Genomic DNA, 23845 nt, shown 5'->3' on the forward strand with positions numbered 1-23845 from the left:
TAAACTTGCAAAGTGGATATTTTATTTTGTAATCAAATAACCGTTAACATTGTTCTTCTCTCGCGGGGTAAAGCGCAGTGTACCGTTTTCTGCTTTAGGCCATGTGCCTCGAACAAACTCGTCGACATAAATTTCATTTTTCCCACCAGAAAGCTTTGTAGCACGAAATACGCATTCGCCGAATGCTTTAGGGTGTTTTTCTCCAGGTAGCCCTATCAGCGTTACAATGGTTTTGCTCAACGCAAGTCCAACGCCCAAATCTAACTCTGGCAAATTATACCTTTCGCTCAATATGATATTAACTAGTTGTCTTGTGCGGCCAACAGAGTTCACTGCCGCCTCATATGCTGCATAAATTGCGACGGACTTATCGGCGGCGTCAACTTTGAATAGCGCCAATACCCCATCTCCTAAATACTCTGTGACGTTTCCATTCTGGAATTTTACCGTTAAGGCTAAAGCAGGCAAAAGAGCTGACGTTTCATAATATACTCGTTGCAATTGAGATACTTTTGAAGTTTTCGCACTTATCGCCGAGTTCAAATGTTTGCTTGAGTCACGCATATCAGCAACTAGAGCAATGAATTCGTCTATCACAGTCTCTTCATCTTGAACTATTCCGTGACCAGGAATGTGAGATGGTGCCGACTCCATACGCTCGTTGATTGAGTCAAGTGTGACGGCCTTAGCCATTAATTTGTATCCGCCATTTCGCCAATGATTCTCGGCTCTATCTAAAGCTTCATTAATACATGCATTTATCTGGTTCTCCTCTGCTTTGCTTAACACAAGACTTACCTCAATAGTGAAAATATATATATAGCCGTTCCCAGCGACACCCAAATCAGAATCAAAACTGCGCTTACACTGCACCTTCTCATTTTTATGTCTCGAATATATTCAAGCTTCATTTTCTCAAAAACCAACTCTTTAATTATCCATTCATCGTCAGTGGAGATGCTTAAAATGGCTTTCTGAAGGCTGTTTTTCGATTTTATTGGGAAGTTGAACAAACAATCAATAGCGCTCATTTCGTAATTCGCACTATGAAAAAATGCTCCTAAACCTTCAGCGCCTGTTACGCTTTTGCCAGGGTTTTTTATAGACCATAACGCCCTAAATAGAATAAATACCGTGCTTGCCCATATCACGGCAATTACCCACATAGCTATTGCAACAATTAATGATTCAGGAGCAAGTATTTTATAAAATGCCGTTATTTCTTTTATACTGACAAACGGAATAAAAATAATTACCATTAGAAAGCCGATTTTAGCGTCTATAGCTCTAATTGTTGATTGCGTGTCAGAAATAGCTTGATAAATGAAATTTATCTTTCTTTCCATATCGACTTCTCCACATCCATATGAGGACGCTCTGTACTCTCTTTTGGGCGGTGCGTGGAGATGATAGGAATTTGCCATCATTAAAGGCAAGAGATATCAGCGGTAGAATTTGGGGAGGCGGGCTTCCAGTTTTCCTTCGATTGTATGTAAAGGGTTTCCTGGCCAGAAAGACCAAAATGTCTCACCGCAACCTCGGCGTCATATCGCGATATTTCACTGCTAGAGCGGGGTATCGCAGGGATTTTACCTAGCTGAAGCAAATGCACTCAAATCTGAGAGCATTAACCAGATGCGCGGAATTCTGCCAGTATCTCGTCCAAGCACTTGGCGTGCTCAGATAAGCTCACCAACGATGGCCCCCTTTTGGACCATCTCACTTTCGGATTTGAAATCAAGAAGGGTCAGATTTAAGATCCGACCCTTTGTTCAGGCTATCAGACGATCCCTACGGCCGTGATTAGGGCGCACAGAGCCCCTCAGGATAGCTAGGTGCTCCTACTCGCTGGCAGAGGGGTAAATGCTAATGTTGTGGGTATTATTAAGACAGACCCAGGCCCAGACAAGCGCACCGAAGCCACAATTCAAGGAGTAGAAGGTGTCTAAACCGTCACTATATAACGCTATTCGAGATCACGATTTTTCAGAAACAACGTGCTTTTTATGTGGGAGTGATGTTGAAAACAATCTGAAAAGCCGTGAACACGTATTTCCTAAATGGCTTCTGCACCACTTTGGGCTTTGGGATAAGCCAATGACACTACTGAACGGGACCAAATTGGCATACAGGCAGTTAGTGATCCCTTGTTGCCAGACTTGTAATAATGAGTGTTTGTCTGATATAGAACAAGAAGTTCAAGAGCGCTTTATTAAAGGTGCTGCTGAAGTGGCGGCCATGGATCGCGAACGTTTACTTGTGTGGATACTAAAAATTTTCTACGGGTTGCTTTATAGAGAGCTATTTCTTTCTCTAGATCGTCGAGAGCCAGGTGCGGGAAATATTGTTAGCGCGGAAGACATGGAGCAATTTCAGCTGCTTCATTTGATTCTTCAGTCATGCCGCGTGCCGATGAAATTTTCAATAATGGAAAGTGATATCCCCGCATCAATATTTGTGTTTGAGGTTCAAGAACCAACTAATGCAGATTTACGATTTGATTATAAGGATGATATTGCTAATCGTACAATGTATCTCAGGCTGGGTGGAGTGGGGATACTCGCTGCGTTTGATATGGGGGCTCAGACACTTGCCGGAACAGCATTCTTTTCACGATATCAAGGGCACCCTCTACACCCAGTACAGCTTGGAGAACTGGGAGCAAACCTTTTTATGAAGGCTCGTGTTTTTAATCGCACTCCTAAAGTTTTAATTGGAGAGTCTCCTCAGTGCGTTAACTTTAGCGTGCTTTCAATGGCAGGACTATCATCATCTCCCGTTTTTGGAACCTGGGAGGCCGAGGATATGGCTGAAATGCTAATGTTTTTTTTAGGTTATTCATTAGAGGAAGTATTGCCCGTTGAGGGGCGCAACGCCACATGGTTAGAAAATAGTGACGGCAGTCTTCGATTCATTAACATAGATGCACCTCCTTGGATTAAGCCAGCAGAGGCTTCGTTGTAACGTAAACCTGCATTCAAGCGGTCAGATTGAGGTTGTAGAGGTGAACGCCGTAAGGTCAGAAAATGCAGAAATAGCCCTACACTGACATGGCGAGAATAATCGTCCTGGCGTCTGGTGGGACTTCAATTGGACACAACCCAGATGACGTAGGGGGTTGCCTCCTGTCAGCGGTGCCCTCCGTACGATTTTTTCGTACCTACAAGGTTCCGCTTATACGACCTCAGGATGACTCACAGCGGCTGGAGCGCCGCAAACTTCAGCTTGTCGCGCTCCGTCTTGCTTACGTTCTCCGCCCGAGAAACTGTTCGATCTTCTTGTCAGTATTGTACTGGCTCAGGGCATACACGGCCCAAATGGTTGCCGGAATCCAGCCCATAAGCTTGATCTGGAGGATTAGGCAGATTACACCGGCAATCGGCCTTCCAATGGTGAAGAACGTCAGCCACGGCAGTATCAGAGCAAGCAGCAAGCGCATAGATCAAACTCCTATTTTGTTGTGGGTTGTGGTACCCAATTTACGCATCAGGTCGCTCACTAGTGGCACAATGATAGTGCAGTGAGACAGGAGAAAACCATGGGACCGCTCAGGTCATATGCGCCAGTGCAGGAGGCCTTGTGTATCGCATGAAAATATACAGCAGCGGTACAGTGCCTAGTTTTACCCACCTAGCAAAAACTAGCCAAACCTACATGTAATCAATTGGTTAAGGCTATTGTACCCTTCCTCTACCTAGCCTAGACTTTACTCACCTCGGTGCGTTAGTTGGCGACTCATAATCCTTCGGTCTGAAGTTGAAACGTCAGCGGGCCCAATCACATTTCAGTAAACCTCGCGGTGCCGCCTAGGTCCCAGCTGTCAGCTGAAGCCCGGTTCCCTTAAGGCTAGGCATACCTCATCCGGCGCTGCCCCCCCCCCCAAAAAAAAATGCAAACCCCACTTCTAGGTGGTGAGAGTCAGGGACTGCATCTATTGTTCTGTATGGCAGCATGTATGGCACATAGCAAAAAACAAAATAACTCTTTGTTTTTATTGAATAATTAGATTCCCTTCACCCGCTCCACTACTCTCTAAACTCATTGATTTCTCTGAAATCTACTGAGCAAAAAGCGAGATAGTCACGTGACCGTCCTACACGGGGCAACTACAACGTGACTCAACGCAACAACCTCTACCGCCGTCCGAGCGGAATCTACGTCCTTCGCATCACCGTCCCGGTTCGCTATCGCGCTCAATTGGGTCCAAGAGAAATCCACACATCTACTCGCACCACTGATCAAAGCGCAGCGAAGGCTGGTGTCGAACGTTTAGGCTGCTGGGCACATGCACGACGCAAGTTTGTCGAGGCGCAAAACGTGCGGGGAAAAGCCATCAGTTATCTGGCCAGCAACTGGGACAAGTTGGTGCGCTACACCAACGCCGGTTTTCTGCCGATCGACAACAACGCGGCAGAGCGTGCGATCAGGCCCTTCGTGATCGGGCGCAAGAACTGGCTGTTCAGCGACACGCCCAAAGGCGCGATGGCCAGCGCTCAACTTTACAGTTTGGTCGAGACGGCTAAAGCCAACGGCCAAGAGCCCTATCCGTGGAGCTGCACGCCGCAAATACCAAGATAGCTATACGCCCCCACCTTTAAAGTGTGGGGTTCATGGATCGCATACGCTGTACCAGGGCTGGCTTCACCATTGAATCACTGACGAAGATGCGTCGCAGGAAGTGGCTATTTCAGTGGCGAAGAAATTCTCACCTGCAAATAGCCCGGCATCACCCGGTATATCCGTGATTGGCTGATATCCAGTAGCAAGACAGACAGGAGCTTCGGCACGCCGGGCTTCGCGTACCTCCGTCAAGAAGGCTGCCTCCCCGCACCGGGCGGCCTTGAGCACAGGCGCCATACCCTCATCCACACGCGGGATTTGCGGCGTCGCGTCCTCCCACATCCCGTTTGCGCATCCTGGTAGTCCGAATCTCCTGCCCCAATTGGGAGTATCGGGCCATGCCCAATCCCCCGGCCGTTCTCCATGATGGCGTTTAGCAATGCAAGGTCAACGGTCAGGCCTCGATGACCGGAACTCCTCAGGAGAACGTCATGGCTATTACGTTGAGCGGCAGCATCACAACTGATGAATCAGGCGGTTTACAGAACGCCACTGCCACACCCGGCATCCCAGACGACAGCAACGATAACGACATTGCCGTTGCCGCAATCAACGGCACCGACGAAACCAACGACCTCCCGTTGGCGTTCGAGTCCCGATTGCTTGCGCTGTTGGGCACCGTTACTCCAATGCAGACTGCGCTGAGTGGCTATACCGGCGCCGCTGGCAACACCGGTACCGACCTGATCACCATCACCGGCGGCTACCTCGATCTCGCCTTCACCGATGCCGATGGCAAAGCGCTCGGCGACCCGACCAATGACAATGCCGGTTCGGACTGGAGCGGTCTCTATACCCTCGATGGCAGGAGAATCTTCCTGTACACGGACTCCACCAACAACAACATCGTCCTGGGCCGCATAGGCGCTGAAGGGACCGCTGACGCGCCCGAGGACGACTTGGCAGATCCGAACGGCACCATCGTTTTCTCCGCCTATCTGGAACAGACGGCAACCGGCGCCAAGGTCTGGATGACGCAGTTCGCGCCGCTCAAGAACCCGGATGCCTCGAACCCCGACGACGTGGTCGACATGACGGACCACCTCTGGGCCACCGCCAGCCAGGATGCCGCCTTCGACTTCGCCGGTGTGCCGTCCGGGCAGAACAAGTTCCTGATGTTCAAAGCCGGCAGCTCTGACGTGGGGCTCGTCGTCACCGGCCTTGATCCGGACAAGATCGTCAATGGCAAGGATGCGGGTGACACCGTCAATACCAGCCAGGGTGGCGGCGCCACGACCATCGGCACCAACAACCAGGGGGTCGATCCTGGCGAAGGGATGATCTTCACCTTCGTGACCAACCCCAACCCCCTCTACACCGTGCCTGGCCTGACGCACGGCGAGGCGATCGTCGAAGACAACATCGACTTTGGTGAACTCTTCGGCGCGACGGGTGCGACCTTTGTCATTGCGCAGCAGACACCGCCCAAGGCGTCCACGGCCAGGATCAGCGCCTACACCACGGATTTCGAGGAGAAGAGTGACTACTACGAGGGGCTCCTGGACGCGGACGACAACCTGGCCTACATCACCAGCGTCACGATCCGCGATGGCAACGGCAATATCATCGCCGGTCTCGACGGTGTCACGGTTAACACGACGGTTGGCAATATCACCGTGACGTTCAACCCCAGCAATAACAACACCGATCGCACCGTGACGATTGCTGGCTTCCAGTCCAAATACTCGATCGAATACACCACCAGCGAACTGCACAACCGTGTGTTGATCGAGAACATCGGAAATGCGAATGCCCAGCTCAACTCCCCCTTCGATATCGGCGGCTTCCATTTGCCCAATATCGTCGCCGTGCCCCAGGAAATCGGCAGCGCGGTGAACTTCGAGGACGATGGCCCGACAGCCTTGGCGGCGCTCGGTGCTGGCCTGGTCAGGCACGATGAAACAGCGGGACTTGATGGTGATGCGGACGACGTGACCGGCCCGCTTGCCGTGTTCGCCGCCGTTGCCACCGTCAGCACCGACATGACCGCGGCCTATGCCCAGGGCAGCGCCTCGGTGATCGACTCCAGCGCCAGCAGCGGCGGCCAGGATGGTCTGGCCAGCACCGTCTACTCGCTCAATGTCGCGAGTGCCGGCGTCGACTCCGGCCTGGACACGACGGAAGGCAATAGCATCCTGTTGACCAAGGAAGGCGCGCTGGTGGTCGGCCGCATCTCTGGCGGCACCGATAACGGCGAAGCCGCCTTCGCCGTGGCGATCGACGCCAGCACCGGCGTGCTCAGCGTCGTGCAGTACCACTCGATCAAGCACCCCACCGGCGGCGCCAGCCACGATGAGTCGCTCGCTATCAACAACGCCGCGCTGCTCGCGGTAGTCACCGTCACCGACGGCGATGGCGACACCGACCCCGCCTCGGTCGGCATCGGCGCCCGTGTCTTCTTCCAGGACGATGGCCCGACAGCCTCGGCGGTGCTTGGCGCCGGCCTGGTCCGGCACGATGAAACAGCGGGCAATGACACTGATGCCGACGACCTGACCGGCCCGCTTGCCGTGTTCGCCACAGTCGCTACCGTCAGCACCGACATGACCGCGGCCTACGCCCGGGGCAGCGCCTCGGTGATCGACGCCAGCGCCAGCAGCGGCGGCCAGGATGGTCTGGCCAGCACCGCCTACTCGCTCAATGTCGCGAGTGCCGGCGTCGACTCCGGCCTGGACACCACCGAAGGCGATAGCATCCTGTTGACCAAGGAAGGCGCGCTGGTGGTCGGCCGCATCTCCGGCGGCACCGATAACGGCGAAGCCGCCTTCGCCGTGGCGATCGACGCCAGCACCGGCGTACTCAGCGTCGTGCAGTACCACTCGATCAAGCACCCCACCGGCGGCGCCAGCCACGATGAGTCGCTCGCTATCGACAACGCCGCGCTGCTCGCGGTCGCCACCGTCACCGACGGCGATGGCGACACCCACGCCGCCTCAGTCGGCATCGGCGCCCGTGTCGCCTTCCAGGACGATGGCCCGACAGCATCGGCGGCGCTCGGTGCTGGCCTGGTCCGGCACGATGAAACAGCGGGACTTGATGGTGATGCGGACGACGTAGCCGGCCCGCTTGCCGTGTTCGCCGCCGTTGCCACCGTCAGCACCGACATGACCGCGGCCTACGCCCAGGGCAGCGCCTCGGTGATCGACTCCAGCGCCAGTAGCGGCGGCCAGGACGGTCTGGCCAGCACTGCCTACTCGCTCAATGTCGCGAGTGCCGGCGTCGACTCCGGCCTGGACACGACGGAAGGCAATAGCATCCTGTTGACCAAAGAAGGCGCGCTGGTGGTCGGCCGCATTTCCGGCGGCGCCGATGACGGCGAAGCCGCCTTCGCCGTGGCGATCAACTCCAGCACCGGCGTACTCAGCGTCGTGCAGTACCACTCGATCAAGCACCCCACCGGCGGCGCCAGCCACGATGAGTCGCTCGCTATCGACAACGCCGCGCTGCTCGCGGTCGCCACCGTCACCGACGGCGATGGCGACACCGACACCGCCTCGGTCGGCATCGGCGCCCGTGTCGCCTTCCAGGACGATGGGCCGACGGCAAACGGCACGCCCGTGACAGCAACGGTGGACGAGGACGGCTTGCCCGGCGGGATCGCAGGCGGGGCCAACGATGTAAGCGGGGAGCTCGCGTCCGCCTCAGACAGCATCGCCTCGATCTTCCAGTCCGGCGTCGACAATCCGCTGACCTATGGCCTGTCCACGAACACCAGCAATCTGCTGCAGACGCTGACCTCCAAGGGCGAGGCGGTGAAATATGACGTGACGGGCAACACGCTGACGGCCTACGTGGACGTCGGAGCCAGCGACGGCATTTACCAAGCCGCTGACCGCGAAGTGTTCACCTTTGCGCTGACTGCGGCGACCGGCGCCTACGTTTTCACGCAGCTCGACCAACTCGACCACCCGAGCCTCAATGGGGGGCCGGGCGACAACACCGAGAACGACCTTGTCCTCCAGCTCGGCACCATCCTGCAGGCTACCGACGCAGATGGCGATACGGTGACGGCAGCAGCCGAAAAGCTGGTGATCACGGTCGATGATGACTCGCCGGTGGTAACGGCCAAGTCGAACCTGGTCTACCCGAACTCTGCCAATCCGACCCCCGGTGGCACCGGCACCTTCGCTTACGACATCGGCGCGGATGATCGACTGGGAACATACAGCGCCTTGAGCAGCGACTTGTCCGTGAGCATGACGGGCGTCTCGGTGGGAGCGAACGCCTTTACCCCTGGGTCGGTAAACTGGGTCTCGGAAACCGACACCTCGGCGGTGTTCAACATCGCCTTCAGCTATATGTCCGACCCGACCCAGGGCGCTACCACTAATGCGACCGGTACGCTGACGTTCGACAAGGTGGCCGACACCTACACGCTGAGCCTGACCGACGAGATCGAAAGCTTCAGCATCCTGAGGACGTCGACTGCGAAGGGTTTCACCGGCTACGCGATCGGCGGCACGACGCCGATCAACCAACAGCCGCCGGTCTCGGTGGCCAATCTGGCCGACGACTTCTTCGTGCAGTTCAGTGGATTCGCCGAAGCAAACGGTGGAACCGGAGCCAACAACATCAAGGCGGGTGGCGACAACGCCTTCAGCCCTGGTGAGCTGTTCTCTGCGGCGACGTCCTGGGTGAGTGTTTCCGGGACTGCGGCCGGCGTGGCCGGCGACACCATCCAGCAGGGCGAGGTGATGGACCTGGACTTCTTCACCGCCAATCCATTCGGCAACACCAACTTGGCGCCCACCGCCACGAGCAACGGGATCTTCATCAAGTTCGACGGCATCGGCAACGAGGATCTGGTGCTGGTGTTGAAGCTGGTCGATCCTGACGGATCCAACAATCCGATCACCCGGGCGATCATTGTCGACAGCCAGGACATCATTCTGAAAACCCCCTCCACCACCAACAACAACTTCCATCCAATTGCGAATCCCGCGGCGTACGGGATCACACTGGATCAGAACGACGGCGCGGTGATTCTCGAGCGCAATGACTACAACTTCGGCACCGAGAACTACGTGATCCAGGGCGTGCAGGTGCTGGTTTCGACCGAGGGCGTCACTGGCGAAGGGTACAACCTCAACGGCAACGTCGGCCTCAGTGGGGCAAGCACCGGTGCCAAATTGGCGTTCGGGAATGAGGCTGGTGAGGGCAGCAAGAGCAATCCCGTGGAGGCCGGCGAAGCAGGAACCTGGGACAGCGACGTGGTCAAGATCGTTGACATGGGTTTTGTGACCTCGTCGACGCCTGATGCCCGCCTGACCTTCAACGTGACGGTGACGGATTTTGACGGAGATTCGACCCCTGCCCAGACCCTGGACGTGACCATCGCTGGCGGCAAGACCTTCACCGGCGGCACGGGTGTGGACACCTTCAGCTTCAAGGCCCTGGATGCCGATACCGACGTGCTGCTGTCCGCAACGACTAGCGTGATCTCCGCCGGCTTCGTCTCCGGCGTCGACAAGCTGGACTTCACGGCGGCAGGTACTGGAGCCAACTACAGCGAAGTGCTGGCACCCACCAGCATGGCCGGATTTATCTCGGCCGCCGATGGCGCGCTGAACGGCACCACCAACTACTACTTCGGCGTCGTTGGAGGCGACGGCTACCTGGCACAGGACGGTGACGGTGTGGGTATCACCAACATCATCCAGTTGGTCGGTGTGACCAACATGGCAAGCACTGACATTGTCTAAACGCTGCTGCAGGTAGACGGCCTGGCTCCCCCAAAGGGGGCCAGGCCGTTTTCATTGGGCGACTGCGTTCCTGAACCCATGCGGCCAAAGGAACTGTTACGCAGGCGGAGGGGGCAAATAGATGAGGGGTCGACCAGCGGGACGCCAAGCACCAATGATTTAGCGGTGTTCACGGAAAATGCGCTGGTGCTACTTTGCTGGATTGCCAGTTGCGTAAAAGCCTCCGTCAAACGAGACAGAAAAAGCCGGCCTTGATGGCCGGTTTTTTTGTGTCCGCAATTTGGGGGACTCGCAGGTATAGGGGTTCCCTTCATCCGAACCTTCCGCAACTTTTTCGTTTAGAAGGCTTACCTGGCGCCCATCCATACGCACAGTGCTCCTGCGCAGAAGCGACTACTATAAAAGTCCCGTTAGCGTTTTTTTCGCAAGATGGGGATTTGTTAGCGAATTTCGGTGACCGTTAGCCTTTTCACTCCCGCAAAAAAATTAACGTTTTCGCGTAGGATTAGGCATTCGTTAGCGTTTTTGTCGCCCCAGTAAAGGATTTCGTCAATGCAGGTCGGTTTCAAGGCACTCGCAAACCAGTACGACATCGCTCTGGCACAACCTCTGCACGTCGAATCGACGATTGGCACGACACGTGTCAGTCGCGAAAGTAGCGGGCATACGCAGAATCAGTATCCCCCGAGCTACCGGCCTGCCGACGATTTTTCAGGGCATTTCGAATTCGGCCTCAAGTACGAAGAAATTCATCTCGAATTCTTTGCCCGCCTGTTTGCGAAGACCGGCTCCGCCCCTATCGTAGCCTGGTGCCAGCGGGAGCCTTTCGGCCAATATGCGCGCCGCACGGGGTTTCTCTACGAATGGCTGACAGGGCAAAGTCTGGATGTGCCGGACGTAACCAACGGCGGCTATGTCGATGCACTTTCTGCGCAGGACTACCTCACCCGTAGCGAACCACCACGAGTTCGACGTTGGCGAATCAAAAATAACCTGCCCGGTACACCCGGGTTCTGCCCTTTGGTTCGTCGTACAGCGGCAGTCAAGGAGGCTCTGCAATTCGATCTGGACGCTGCGTTGAAGGAGTTGGATCGAACCTTTGGTGCCGATATCTTGATGCGTACGGCCAGTTGGTTGACGTTCAAGGAGTCGCGAGCCAGCTTTCTCATCGAAAAAGAGGCCGACCAGGCTGATCGTATCCAGCGATTCGCGCATGTCATTGCCCAGCACTGCGGCCATATCGAAGCCCCATTGAGCAATGACAGCCTGCAATCCCTTCAAGCCGGCATTCTCGGGCGAGATGCCATCGGGCTCGGGTTGCGGCGCTCCCCGGTATTTGTAGGTCAGGCCACAATGCGCGAAGACATCGTGCATTACATTGCCCCGCACTTTGAAGATCTTGCCCCCCTCCTGGAAGGCCTCAACGAGTTCGAGGTCGCAACGCGTGGTGCCGAGTCAGTGGCACGCGCCGCGGTGCTTGCATTCGGCTTCGTGTACATCCATCCCATGCGTGACGGCAACGGCCGGATTCATCGCTTCCTGATCAACGACACCTTGATCCGGGACAAGGCAGTGCCCGACGGAGTGATTCTGCCCGTGTCAGCCACGATCACCAGCTCTATCGATTTCAGGGCCGGCTACGATCGTACGCTTGAAGTATTCTCACGACCGTTCATGCGCCGTTACGCGGCAGCCTATCGGTTTAGTGAACTCGTGACCTATGAGGACGGAACTCCCAGCAACTTCATCTTCGATGAATACGTAGACGCAGGCTTTGCCTGGCGATACCCCGATCTCACCGAACATGTCCTGTACACAGCCCGCGTCGTCGAGCACACGATTCGAACGGAGATGGCGGATGAGGCCAGAGTACTGATGATCTTTCAGCGAGCGCAGGAACAACTCAAAGAAGTGCTTGAGATGCCGGATCAGGATGCGAACCGCATCATCCGCTCCATTAAGGAAAACAGCTGGATGGTTTCCGGAAAGCTGAAGAAAGGATACCCGCAGCTTGAAGATGAAGGCATGGCGCAACGTGTTGTGGATGCAGTGCGCTCCGCATTTGAGGATCGAGTGATGGGGGCTGGTGAAGAGTGATCTTCGGCAGAACTGGATAGCGTGCAACTGCAGCTGAAAAGAAGACCGGTCCGAGTGGCCGGTTTTTTTGTGCGCAGAATTTGGTGATGCGCCTGCCAACGCTAGTGTTAAGCGCCCACTTTTAAAGGCCCAACGGAGATCAACGCTAGAAAAAGCAACGTCCTACACGACACTGGGAAATGTCCGTAGACTTGCGCATTGCTGTGCCTTTGTCATGAGACCTATAGTCCGACCGCGCCCAAATGGCGTATCGGATTTGGCGACTCGATGTCAATGGCATAGAAACCTCCGAGCCTTACTCGGAGCGTTTCTAAGCGCACTTGGTTGCCTCTTTTTCGGTAGCTGTGCGTGGGAGACCTTCGGGTCTACCGGTTTTGCCAATTGTCCGGTTCGCCAACCCGCGTACAGCTACCACCCTATTGTTTGGCGACAATTGAGTGGTAGGTCTTCCACCTACAATTGGTAATCACTCATGAAAGAGTTCATGGCTTTAACCAGCAACGCCGACGATCTACCCTCGCTGTTCGTCAACACTACCCAACCCCTGCACTCCCTGCTCAGCACCGCCAGCTACAGAATTCGCGCCGTGACGCAACTTCTTGAAAACCTCGCGATGCGCGGCGACCTGACCTCTGACTCAGTTGTACTCAGTGACTTTGCGTTGCTGTGCTGTGTGCCCTTGCGTGACGGTTGCGATGTACTGGATGTGATCGCTCGCCGAATGGACGCAGAACCATCCTGACGTCACATCGGCCAAACGCGGCCAGTTAAGAGATAGCGTGGGCGATAGTGGCGAGGGAGCTTGCTCCTTCGCCACAGGTTGCAATTACTCGTCGCCACCCAGACGCTCATATCTTTTGCGTATGGATCACCGCAAGCGAGTAAAGAAGCCGTAGAGCTGCGTTGAGCCCGGCAACAGTTCCCTTATTCTCCCGGCTCCCCCTTCGCCCCGAGATCAACATGCACAATTCAGAGTTGGGAATCATGATCATTTCAATGATCGGGTTGTTCGGCTTTGCCTCGTTTGCCTTTGAGTACTTGAGTGCCCGGCGCTCAAAAAAGAACAAGCCACAGTGATTTTTCCAAGCGGTAAAAAAGGGACAGTTGACGCTCATCAACTGTCCCTTTTTCGCGTCAGCGGGTCGCGACGATAAACAGTCGCGGGAATGGCAACAGCACCGAACCATCGGCCAATGCCGGATACGCCTGCTCGATAGCAGCCTGATACTGCTTCAGATACTGCGCCCGTTCCGCCTCATCCAGCGGATCGAGAAACGGCCGCAAACCACTGCCCTTGAACCACTCCACCAAGCCAGACGCACCGTCCGCGAGCGGATGATGGTAAGTGGTGCGCCACACATCGACGCGGGTGCAACAGGCTTTCAATATCGAGTAGTAGCCACTGGCATCAGCCATCTCGGTCCGCTGCCCTGCGGCGTCTGCCAGTTTGCTGGCCCATGGGCCATCAGCGGCGACTTCACGCATCAAACGGTGCGAGTGTTCATTCAGGTTGTCAGGCATCTGGACGGCCAGGCTGCCACCCGGCGCCAGTTTACTCACCAGCGACGGTAGCAAAGTCGCGTGATCAGGCACCCACTGCAACACCGCGTTGGCGAAAATCACATCGAACGGGCCACTGTCATTCCAGGTGTCGATGTCGGCGATGTCGAACTGCACCTGGGGCAAGCGCTTGCGAGCGGCTCCGATCATGTCGCTGGAACTGTCCAGCCCACGCACCGTGGCATCGGCAAAACGCTCCACCAGCAGCTCGGTCGAGTTACCGGGACCGCAACCGATATCGATGGCCGAACGCACGTCACCGGCGGGGACGGCCGCCAGCAGATCACGGGCGGGACGGGTGCGTTCATCTTCAAAAGCGACGTACTGTTTGGCGGACCAACTCATTGCGTTCTCCTGTCGGTGCGTTGTCCTCGGGACGCTACGATACCGCGATGGGCACCACCATAGGTTTCAGAAAATCACCTTTTCGGTCACGTCGAATTTTCATTCGACCGCCACTGTCTGAAAAACCCTACGCACAACCCCATGCCGCATCTGGATCAGTGCAGAAAAGAAAAACGGCGCGTCACTGAAGTCCCGCGCCGTTTGTGTTCAAACCTTCAGCTCAACGACTGGCCTGTAACGCCTTGGCCATTTGCAGATGATTTTGCAATTTGGGCAGGGTTTCTTCGGCGAACGCCTTGATTTCCGGCACGTCGGTGGTCTGCGCCTCCTGCTGCAGCTGATCGATGGCTTCCTGGGTGGTCTTCACCTGACTGGCGGCATAGGCCTCATCGAAAGTCGCCCCATCCATGACTTGTGGCATCAGTGCTTTGGCCTTTTCGACAACCTCTTCGCGTGGAGCGACCGGTAAGTCGAGTTTCTTGGCGATTTTCGCCAGATGCTGGTTGGCGGTGGTGCGGTCGTTGATGACGACGATGGTGTAGTCCTTGACCTCTTTGGACTCGGATTTCTGGTGCGCCAGGCGACTCGCTTCAATATCGGCGATACCTTTTGCCGAGGCCTCGTCGATGAATTCGGCGGGCGACTGGGCAAAGACGCTGCTGGCAAACAGGCCCAGTAACGTGGCAAAACTGGCATTGCATAATCGGGTGGCCATCCGGTTCATGGTCGCGCCCTCCTTGAAAAGTTCAAACGGGAGCTTTCGCCTCCGCTTCTCAATAAAAACCACCCGCATCCTTTAGCGGGATTTCTGACCGCCCTTGCGGCCCATGCCGGGTTTCGCCGGGTCTTTATCGACGGTCGTGGTGGTGGTTTTCCCACCCTTGCGACCGGTTTCAGAGGCCTTCGTTCGATCGTTGGCGAAATTCCCCGAGTTCGAGTTTCTTGAATCAGGCATGATTCTCTTCCTCCTGGTGATGATCGCGGCGAGCTGTAACCCCTATAGAATCTGAAGTTGCGCGTCCCAAAAGGTTTAGAAAATTGCGTGGATACCACGACGAACGGCACTCGTTAGATTCAAACGCGGTGCAAGTGATTCTCGCGTTTGGCGCAATACATCGCTTCGTCGGCATGCCTGAACAATTGCTTCTCTTCGGTGCCGTGATCGGGGTATCGGGCGACGCCGATACTTGGCTGGATGTTCAGGCTGTGCCCGTCCAGGCGCAGGGGCTGGACCAGGACCTGACGGATTTTCTCGACCACGATGTCGGTATCGTCCGCAGCGCGAATGCTGTGCAGCAACACTACGAATTCATCGCCGCCGATACGTGCCACGGTGTCGGTTTCCCGCACGCAGCCCTTGAGCCGGTTGGCCACCGCTTGCAGCAGCATGTCGCCGACCGCGTGACCATGGGTGTCATTGACTTGCTTGAAGCGGTCGAGGTCGACGTACAACAGCGCCATACGCCCGCCGTCCTCCCGGGCCACTTGCAGTGATGCCTTGAGCCGGTCGCGCAGCAGTTCACGGTTGGGTAACTGGGTCAGTTGGTCGTACTGGGCCATGTATTGCAGGCGGGCATGCAGTTGCTTGCGCTCGATGGCGGTTGCGACCTGGGCGCAGACGTATTGCAGCAGTTCCTTGTCTTGCTCGGTGTAGCGCTCGCCACCCGGAATGCTTTTGACGATCAACGCGCCGATGGTGCCGTTTTGCGAGTTCAGCGGCACACCCAGCCAACACGGTGCGTTCTGCCCGGTCACCAACACTTCGAAGCCGGCAGGCGGTGTGCACTGGTCCGGGGTCAACAGGATCGGCTGCCCCGTGCGGATCACTTCGGTGCACAGGCGCCCGGTCATGGTTCCGGGTTGTTCCGGCTGTGGCTCGTGGTCATCGACGTGATAAGGGAAATTCAGTTGCGCGCAGTGTTCGTCGTACAGCGCCACGGAAAAATTCAGTGCCGGCAGCCATTCGCCGATGATCATGTGGATGCGTTTGAACAGCGCCAGCAGATCCTCTGCCGCGTGGGCCGCTTCGGAAATCGCATACAGCGCGGCCTGCCGGGATTCGGCCTGCTTGCGTTCGGTGATGTCGCGGGCCACTGCGATGCGCAACTGATCGTCCTCAGACCAACGTGCCGACCAGAGGATGTGCACCACGCGGCCATCCTTGCGCAGGTAGCGGTTTTCGAAGTTGAGCTTGGGCTCGCCGCCCATGATCTCCCGGGCGGCATCGAGGGTTCGCTGGCGATCGGCCGGGTGCACCATGTCGATCATCGGCTGGCCGATCATCTCATCGGCGCTGTAGCCGAAAATGCGCTCGCACGCCGCACTGACAAAGACGAAGCGGCCCTGCTTATCCACCGCACAGACGGCGTCCAGCAACAGATCGATATAGCTCGCCAGCGGCGCGGAATTTCGGTTTTCCATGGTTCAGCGTGGGTGTCCCGATCATGCAGCACTCATCAACCATCCCTGCCCCTTTCGGCCTTGCATCCTTGTGATCACATTCAAGCCTTGTTCGGCATCAGCCCCGGCAACGCATGGACCAGCGCGTTGATGGCGAAACCGATGAACATCACCCCGCACAACCGGGTGATTGCCAGTTCATGACGCTGGTACAAGCTGCGCACTCGCCGCGCACCGACAACGCCGATGAGAATAGCGTAAGCGAGCAACCCGCCGACGAAACTCAGGGCGATCAGCGCCGGCAGCATTGACCAGTTGAGCAGTTCCGCGCGGCTCGACAGCAATGCCGTGAACGTCGCCACCGCCACCGGATAGGCTTTGGGATTGGTCAAACCAAACAGAATGCCGTGCCAGAACGGCTGCCGCGCCGGGCCCTGGGGCGCATCAGCGCTGCTGCGCCGGGCGCGCACCGCACGCCAGCCGAGCCAGAACAGGTACAGGCCGCTGAGCACACCGAGCACGTCGAACGCGGTACTGCCGATCTCCCGCGCACCGACAATCGCGATCAGCGCGGTGCTGCACCAGAGCACATCACCGAGCAAATGCCCGCACAGAAACCCCGCCCCGGCACGTCGCCCGTGGGCCGCGCCAATGCCGAACACCGCCAGCACACCCGGCCCCGGGGTGATGCCGTAGATAAAACCCGAAGCGAGCACGGCCATTAGCAACGATGGGGTCATGGGGAGTCCTTTTGAACTGCTTGGTGAATGGTGGCCAGTCTATATCAGGTCCTCAGCTGTCGACTGCCTGGTCGCGACAGAAATTCTTCAGCGGTGGCCCCCCCTGCACGATCCGCTCATTCAGCCAGTTCAATGCCTGATCCCCGCCTCGCCGTTTGTGCCAGACCAGTACAAAGGTAAACGACGGAATGTGAAATGGCGGTGGCAAGACGACCAATGAGGACTCATCGATATCGCACAGGCCGCGCGACGCGACGGTGAGGATCAGGTCGGTACCGCTGATGAATTCCGGGGCCACGCGCCAATGCGGCAGGCTGATGGCGACTCGGCGACGTTCACGCAGGGCGGTCAGCGCGCGCTCGATTTCCGGGGTGCCGCTGCCGCGCATCTCCAGCAGCACATGAGGCCGTGCCAAATAGGTTGGCAGGTCGAGCACACCGTCGGCAGGCAAGCTTTTGCGGTCGACCAGGCAGGCGTAGTGCTCTTCGAACAGCGGCGTATTGCGCAACTCGTTGGGCATTTCCGGGAACACACCGGCGGCGACATCAATGTCACCGTTGAGCACCCCTTCGAGCATGCTTTCGCGACTGCCATGGCTGATTTGCAGGTCAATGCCCGGCGCTTCGCGGCGCAATGTTCGGATCAGTCCCGGCAGGACAATGGCGGCGCCATAGTCGGACATCGCCAGGCGGAAAGTGCGCCTGGCGGTGGCCGGATCGAAGGCGTTCGGCGCCAGTAACGCTTGCACCTGAGCCAGGGCTTCGGCCAACGGTGCCACCAGTTCCAGCGCTCGCGGAGTCGGCACAAGGCCGGCCCCGGCGCGCACCAGCAGCGGATCACCAAGCAGGTCACGCAATCGCGCCAGCGCATGACTGACCGCTGGCTGGCTCAAGTGCAGACGCTCGGCCGCCCGGGTCACGTGCTGTTCGCTGAGCAAGGCGTCGAGGATCACCAGCAAATTGAGGTCGATGCGTCGAAGATCATTCATCTGCTGCATGTTCTGAATAACAAAACGGAATTTAAATCTGCGCGACGAATACCCTAGAGTCCAGCAATACCTGTTGGGGATCGATCATGAGTACGTTGCATTGGGCAAGTCTGTTGGTGCTGGCAATGATTGCCGGGGCGGTGGTGCCGTTTCAGAGTGCGATCAACGTCAATCTCGGGCGCGGGTTGGGCCATCCGTTATGGGCGACGCTCGCCTCGTTGCTGGTGAGCGTTGTGGTGTTGCTGCCGATCATCGTTGCGATGCGTTTGCCGTTGCCGTCGCTGGCGTTCATCAGCAAGGCGCCGCTTTGGATGTGGGCAGGTGGTGCTTTTGGGGTGTGCTTTATTTCCCTGGCGTTGGTGCTGTTGCCCAAACTCGGTGCCGCGGGGTTCATGGCATTGGCGCTGGCGGGACAAGTGGTGGCGTCGTTGTTGCTGGATCACTACGGCTGGTTTGGATTGATGGAGCGGCAGGTCACCTTGCCCAAGTTGGTTGGGGTGGTGCTGTTGATGGCCGGGGTGGTGTTGATTCAATTCGGTGCCACACCGAGCAAAACTTTGGTGACGGGGTAAGGCGACAGTGCTGTGGTGCTTGTCGGAAAGTCATCGCCAGCCCCGGCACGGATGCGTGGTCCGTACAGGAACCGGCGTAGCCTGCGAACCGTTTAGAACTTATCCAGTGTGCGCAACTTCTGCGGCAACCCCCACAGCAACAGCGCCACGGCAATCAGCGCACACACACCAATGACATACAGCGCCGGCGTGGTGCTGCCGGTCAGGTCCTTGATCCGGCCGACCATCACCGGGCTGACGATGCCGCCGAACTGGCCCAGGGTGTTGATCACCGCAATCCCGCCGGCAGCGCCCGCACCGGCGCCGGCCAGCAGTTTCGGCGGCAGGGTCCAGAAGCTCGGGATGGAGGCGATGATCCCGGCACCGAGCAGGCCCAGCGCGACAATCAGGAAAGTCGTGTGGTTGGCGAAGATTCCTGCGCAGAAGAACCCGATCGCACCGACCGCCACCAGACCGGCGACAAACTTGCGTCGCTCGCCGGTAGCATCGGACAGGCGTCCGATCACCACCATGCTGATGGCACCGCAGATATAAGGGATGGCCGTCAGCAAGCCGATCATCACCGGGCTCTCGGTCCCCGCGCTGCGGATCAGTTGCGGCGCCCAGAAATTCAAGCCGTAGGACGCCACCTGAATCAGGAAATAGATCAGGCCCAAGGTCAGGAAACCCGGAATCCGCAGCGCGGCGAGCAGCGAACCACCACTCTTGTGCGGCTCATGCTGAGCGATGCGGCTGGCCAGCAGGGTCTTCTCCGAAGATGTCAGCCAATGAGCGTCTTCGATGCGGTCCTTGAGCAGGGTCAGCACCAGCAAGCCGAGGCCAATGCATGGCACGCCACCGAGCAGGAACAGCCAGTGCCAGCCACGCATTTGCAGCACACCGTCGAGGTGTTGCAGCACCAGGCCGGAGAACGGCGCCCCCACCAGGCCGGCGAACGCCGACGACAGGAACAGCATCGAGGTGATGCGCCCGCGATAGTGCTGCGGGAACCACAGGGTCAGGTAATACAGCACGCCCGGGGCAAAACCCGCCTCCATCGCGCCGATCACGAAGCGCAGCACGTAGAACTGCCATTCGCTGTTGACGAACACCATGGCCGCCGTGGCCAGGCCCCAGGACATCATGATCCGGGCGATCCAGCGCCGGGCGCCGACCTTGTACAGCATCATGTTGCTCGGCACTTCGAAAATCACATAGCCGACCACGAACAATCCGGCACCGAGGCCGTACGCGGTGTCGCTCAGGCTCAGGTCGGTCTGCAGCTGAAACTTGGCGAAGCTGATATTGATGCGGTCGAAAAAGGCGAACAGGTAGCAGACCATGATCAGCGGCATCAGACGCCAGGCGACTTTGCTGACCAGGGCTTTTTCGGTGTCGTGGCTAACGGCCGGGCTCGCGCCGGCCTCCAGTGCATTAAGGCTCATTGCATTTCTCCAGGCGGACTTCCCGTGGGTGTCCGATTGTTTTTGTTGTCTGGTTGAGGGGCTTTTTACTGTGGTGTCAGGTCGGGATCGGGTGCAGATCGCAATTGCGTCCGGCCTTGGCCAGTTGTCCAGGCACTTCATGACCGAGCAGCGCCGGCAGTCCCCGGGACAGTTTCAGCAACAGCGGCAGATCGACACCGGTGTGAATGCCGACTTCATCGCACAGGTTCACCAGATCCTCGGTGCAGATGTTGCCCGATGCACCCGGTGCAAACGGGCAGCCGCCGAGGCCGCCGAGGGCCGCGTCGAAGCGTCGGGCACCGGCCTCGTAGGCGGCCAGCACGTTGCACAGGCCAAGGCCCCGAGTGTTGTGAAAGTGCAGGGTCAGGTCCGCCGGGGACACCCGCTGCAGCACCCGGCGCACCAGCCGGTCGACCTGACGCGGGTTGGCCATGCCCGTGGTGTCGGCCAGGGTAATGCCCTGGATGCCGAGTTCCTGATAGGCCTCGACGATTTGCAGTACGCGGTCCTCATCGATCTTGCCTTCGAACGGGCAGCCGAAGGTGGTGGCGATGCTGCCGTTGAGTCGCACGGGACTGTCGCCGACGAACTGCACAATCTCGCCGAACGCGGCCAATGAATCTTCACAGCGCATGCGCATGTTCGCCAGGTTATGGGGCTGGCTGGCGGACATCACCAGGTTCAGCTCATCGGCACGGCACGCCAGCGCCCGTTGCGCGCCTTTGAGGTTGGGGATCAGCGCAACGTAGATCACCCCCGGTTGCCGGGTGATGCCCTTGAACACCAGTTCGCCATCGCGCAGCGCCGGAATGGCCTTGGGCGACACGAACGAACCGGCTTCGATGCGGCTGAATCCGGCCTGCGACAATTGATCGATCAGGGCGATCTTGTCGTGGGTTTCAACCCAGGTCGGTTCGATTTGCAGACCGTCGCGCGGGGACACTTCCTGCACGATCAGGCTGTCGGAATAATCGGTGATCATTGCACCACTCCTTCGACTTTCAGGCGTTCGATGTCCATCGCGGTGAGGCCCAGTTGCGCGAGAATGCCATCGGTGTGCTGGCCCAAACCGGGGCCGGACCAGTTCACGCCACCGGGGGTTTCCGAGAGTTTCGGCACGATGCCCGGCATCTTCACCGTCGCGCCACCGGGCAGCTCGGCATTGAGCAGCATGTCCCGCGCCTGATAGTGCGGATCGGCGACGATGTCGGCCACCGAATAGATGCGCCCGGCCGGAACTTCGGCGGCATCCAGGGCGGCCAGGACTTCGTCGATGGGCAGGCTGCTGGTCCAGTGAGTGATAGCGGCGTCGAGCAGATTGCTCTTGGCTGCACGCCCGTCGTTGTGAGCGAATTCCGGGGCCTCGGCCAGATCGGCGCGGCCGATGGTTTGCATCAGGCGCTTGTAGATCGGATCGCTGTTGCCGGCAATCACCACGTAGGCGCCGTCGGCTGTCAGATAGGTGTTGGATGGCGCGATGCCCGGCAAGGCACCGCCGCTGCGTTCGCGCACATGGCCAAGCATGTCGTATTCCGGCACCAGGCTTTCCATGACGTTGAACACGCTTTCGGCCAGGGACACATCAACGATCTGCCCGCCGCCCTGCCCGGTCTTGACCCGCAACAATGACATCAGCGCACCGATCACCGCGTGCAGCGACGCCAGGGAATCGCCAAGGCTCACGCCGACCCGCGCCGGCGGCGAACCGGGGGTGCCGGTGGTGTAGCGAATCCCGCCCATGGCCTCGCCGATGGCACCGAAACCCGGACGATCGCGGTAAGGACCGGTCTGGCCGTAACCGGAAATCCGCACCAGCGTCAGGTTGGGGTTGAGCGCATGCAACACGTCCCAACCGAGGCCGAGTTTCTCCAGGGCGCCGGGGCGCAGGTTCTCGATCAGTACGTCGGCGCCGGTCGCCAGTTGCTTGACCAGCTCGATGCCTTCGGGGGACTTGAGGTTCAACGCCAGGGACTTCTTGTTGCGCGATTGCAGGTACCACCACAGCGAGGTGCCTTCGTGCAGCTTGCGCCATTTGCGCAGGGGATCGCCCTGGCCCATGGCTTCGATCTTGATCACCTCGGCGCCGAACTCGGCCAGCATGCGCGCCGCAAACGGCGCGGCGATCAGCGTGCCGATCTCGATCACTTTGATCGCACTCAAGGGGGCAGTCATCGCGGGGTACCTCTTGTTCTTGGAATATGCGCCAAGGCTAGAGGACAGGGGGCTCGGGAATCCAACCTTCAGTTGGCAACGAGCGTTCGCCAAATGCGAACGCTCTGGAAGATTGTCACGGCCTCAGGTCAGTCATCGCGAGCAAGCTCGCTCCCACACTGGATCTGTGTAGCGCTGAAGATCCCTGTGGGAGCGAGCTTGCTCGCGATGAGGCCGGCCCAGTCAGCGAAGAACTTTCAGGCTGGCCCCCGCAAATGTTCAAACAACATCCGGCTCACCGGCGACAGCAGCGCCTCATCGCGCACCACCAGAATCAACGCCCGATCGGACCATTCGTCCGTCAACGGCACCGCGTGCAAACCCAGCGCCCGGCCAAACAATTCATAGGCCCGCTGCGGAAGGATGCCGATCCCCATGTTGGCCTGGACCATGCGGCACATGGCATCGAATCCTGGCACATGAATACGCACCCGCAACACCTTGCCGGCTTCGCGGGCCGCTGCATGGGTACGCATGTTGATCGAGCTGGCGGCATGCAAGCCAACGTAATCGCTGCCCAGCGTATCGGCAAAAGCCACGCTCGACCGGCTCGCCAATGGATGGTGCGGCGGCATCAGCACCACCAGTTTGTCCTGGCGATACAGCACGCTGTGCAGGCCCTTGATGTCACTGTCGATGGAACAGATCCCGAGGTCGGCCACCCCGTCGAGAACGCCCTGAATCACCCCGGCGCTTGGGCGTTCTTCGAGGTCGGTCTTGACCTGTGGGTGACGCTCGGAAAAATCCCGCAGGTCCTCGGGCAAAAACTGAATGATCGCCGACAGGTTGGCGAGCATCCGCACATAGCCGCGTACACCGTGGCTGTGTTCGCCCAGTTCAAGGCCCATTTTCTCGACGTTGAACAACATCTGCCGGGCATGGTGCAGCAAGGTTTCACCGGCCGGGGTCAGGGACATGCCCTTGGCCTGGCGCACGAACAGGCTGATGCCCAGCGCCTCCTCCAGCTCCATCAAGCGTTTGCTCGCCGCCGAGACGGCAATCGCTTCGCGCGAGGCGGCGCGGGTCAGCGTGCCTTCTTCATGGACGGCGACGAACAGTTGCAGAGTGATCAGGTCGAGACGGCGGATCAGGCTTTTTTGCAGCATTGGGTACTCGGCGAAGTCGGCTCGGGCGAAGTCGCAGCATAACGTTCTTCGCCCGAGTC

At 58.1% G+C, this 23845-nt stretch carries 20 protein-coding genes; 6 read left to right on the forward strand and 14 right to left on the reverse strand.

What is annotated here, in order from left to right; genetic code table 11:
- Positions 1-21: 21 nt before the first annotated feature.
- Positions 22-789 carry a hypothetical protein gene (locus AC1D1M_RS17540; protein WP_477776631.1) on the reverse strand — a complete coding sequence of 256 codons (768 nt, stop codon included), beginning with the start codon at positions 787-789 and terminating at the stop codon, positions 22-24.
- Between the two features lie 5 nt (positions 790-794).
- Positions 795-1346, reverse strand: a complete 552-nt coding sequence (locus AC1D1M_RS17545) for a hypothetical protein (RefSeq protein ID WP_477776632.1) — start codon at positions 1344-1346, stop codon at positions 795-797.
- 595 nt (positions 1347-1941) lie between these two features.
- Here AC1D1M_RS17545 and AC1D1M_RS17550 point away from each other — a divergent pair.
- Positions 1942-2964 (forward strand): hypothetical protein, encoded by a 1023-nt coding sequence (locus AC1D1M_RS17550; protein ID WP_477776633.1) that lies wholly within the window; start codon positions 1942-1944, stop codon positions 2962-2964.
- A gap of 280 nt (positions 2965-3244) precedes the next feature.
- On the opposite strand, the gene AC1D1M_RS17555 is transcribed toward AC1D1M_RS17550, so the two are convergent.
- The gene (locus tag AC1D1M_RS17555) at positions 3245-3439 is read right to left on the reverse strand and encodes a YqaE/Pmp3 family membrane protein (RefSeq protein ID WP_477776634.1); all 195 of its coding nucleotides are present in this window, start codon (positions 3437-3439) and stop codon (positions 3245-3247) included.
- A 674-nt stretch (positions 3440-4113) separates the two neighbouring features.
- Here AC1D1M_RS17555 and AC1D1M_RS17560 point away from each other — a divergent pair.
- From AC1D1M_RS17560 to AC1D1M_RS17575, 4 genes are all read left to right on the forward strand, one after another.
- Positions 4114-4578 (forward strand): IS66 family transposase, encoded by a 465-nt coding sequence (locus AC1D1M_RS17560; protein WP_477776635.1) that lies wholly within the window; start codon positions 4114-4116, stop codon positions 4576-4578.
- A gap of 473 nt (positions 4579-5051) precedes the next feature.
- A complete protein-coding gene (locus AC1D1M_RS17565; protein WP_477776636.1) occupies positions 5052-10322 on the forward strand; it encodes a DUF5801 repeats-in-toxin domain-containing protein in 5271 nt (1756 codons plus the stop codon).
- A 552-nt stretch (positions 10323-10874) separates the two neighbouring features.
- Positions 10875-12419, forward strand: a complete 1545-nt coding sequence (locus AC1D1M_RS17570; RefSeq protein WP_477776637.1) for a Fic family protein — start codon at positions 10875-10877, stop codon at positions 12417-12419.
- Between the two features lie 472 nt (positions 12420-12891).
- Positions 12892-13161 carry a short-chain dehydrogenase gene (locus AC1D1M_RS17575; protein ID WP_150756261.1) on the forward strand — a complete coding sequence of 90 codons (270 nt, stop codon included), beginning with the start codon at positions 12892-12894 and terminating at the stop codon, positions 13159-13161.
- A gap of 106 nt (positions 13162-13267) precedes the next feature.
- On the opposite strand, the gene AC1D1M_RS17580 is transcribed toward AC1D1M_RS17575, so the two are convergent.
- The 7 genes from AC1D1M_RS17580 to AC1D1M_RS17610 all read right to left on the reverse strand — a co-directional run bounded on the left by AC1D1M_RS17580 (position 13268) and on the right by AC1D1M_RS17610 (position 18461).
- Positions 13268-13534 (reverse strand): hypothetical protein, encoded by a 267-nt coding sequence (locus AC1D1M_RS17580; protein WP_477776638.1) that lies wholly within the window; start codon positions 13532-13534, stop codon positions 13268-13270.
- Positions 13535-13553: 19 nt separating this feature from the next.
- Positions 13554-14324 carry a trans-aconitate 2-methyltransferase gene (gene tam / locus AC1D1M_RS17585; RefSeq protein WP_477776639.1) on the reverse strand — a complete coding sequence of 257 codons (771 nt, stop codon included), beginning with the start codon at positions 14322-14324 and terminating at the stop codon, positions 13554-13556.
- A gap of 220 nt (positions 14325-14544) precedes the next feature.
- Entirely contained in the window at positions 14545-15048 is a 504-nt protein-coding gene (locus tag AC1D1M_RS17590; RefSeq protein ID WP_477776640.1) for a DUF4142 domain-containing protein, read from the reverse strand.
- A 72-nt stretch (positions 15049-15120) separates the two neighbouring features.
- The gene (locus tag AC1D1M_RS17595) at positions 15121-15279 is read right to left on the reverse strand and encodes a KGG domain-containing protein (RefSeq protein ID WP_477776641.1); all 159 of its coding nucleotides are present in this window, start codon (positions 15277-15279) and stop codon (positions 15121-15123) included.
- A gap of 119 nt (positions 15280-15398) precedes the next feature.
- Positions 15399-16745 (reverse strand): sensor domain-containing protein, encoded by a 1347-nt coding sequence (locus AC1D1M_RS17600; RefSeq protein WP_477776642.1) that lies wholly within the window; start codon positions 16743-16745, stop codon positions 15399-15401.
- 80 nt (positions 16746-16825) lie between these two features.
- Complete coding sequence (locus AC1D1M_RS17605) at positions 16826-17464, reverse strand: LysE family translocator (protein ID WP_477776643.1); 639 nt, start codon at positions 17462-17464, stop codon at positions 16826-16828.
- Positions 17465-17516: 52 nt separating this feature from the next.
- Positions 17517-18461: a LysR family transcriptional regulator gene (locus AC1D1M_RS17610; RefSeq protein WP_477776644.1), complete on the reverse strand. Its 945-nt coding sequence runs from the start codon at positions 18459-18461 to the stop codon at positions 17517-17519.
- A gap of 77 nt (positions 18462-18538) precedes the next feature.
- On the opposite strand from AC1D1M_RS17610, the gene AC1D1M_RS17615 reads away from it, so the two are divergent.
- A complete protein-coding gene (locus AC1D1M_RS17615; protein WP_477776645.1) occupies positions 18539-19024 on the forward strand; it encodes a DMT family transporter in 486 nt (161 codons plus the stop codon).
- 92 nt (positions 19025-19116) lie between these two features.
- On the opposite strand, the gene AC1D1M_RS17620 is transcribed toward AC1D1M_RS17615, so the two are convergent.
- The 4 genes from AC1D1M_RS17620 to AC1D1M_RS17635 form a co-directional block, all read right to left on the reverse strand.
- Positions 19117-20448, reverse strand: coding sequence for an MFS transporter (locus AC1D1M_RS17620; RefSeq protein ID WP_477776646.1), 1332 nt, complete (start codon positions 20446-20448; stop codon positions 19117-19119).
- A 76-nt stretch (positions 20449-20524) separates the two neighbouring features.
- The gene (locus tag AC1D1M_RS17625; protein WP_477776647.1) at positions 20525-21451 is read right to left on the reverse strand and encodes a hydroxymethylglutaryl-CoA lyase; all 927 of its coding nucleotides are present in this window, start codon (positions 21449-21451) and stop codon (positions 20525-20527) included.
- Positions 21448-22641, reverse strand: a complete 1194-nt coding sequence (locus AC1D1M_RS17630) for a CaiB/BaiF CoA transferase family protein (protein WP_477776648.1) — start codon at positions 22639-22641, stop codon at positions 21448-21450. The genes AC1D1M_RS17625 and AC1D1M_RS17630 overlap by 4 nt, the downstream gene beginning before the upstream one ends.
- A gap of 236 nt (positions 22642-22877) precedes the next feature.
- Positions 22878-23786: a LysR family transcriptional regulator gene (locus AC1D1M_RS17635; RefSeq protein ID WP_414873867.1), complete on the reverse strand. Its 909-nt coding sequence runs from the start codon at positions 23784-23786 to the stop codon at positions 22878-22880.
- Positions 23787-23845: the final 59 nt, after the last annotated feature.

The sequence above is a fragment of the Pseudomonas sp. P1_F7 genome (assembly GCF_056405655.1).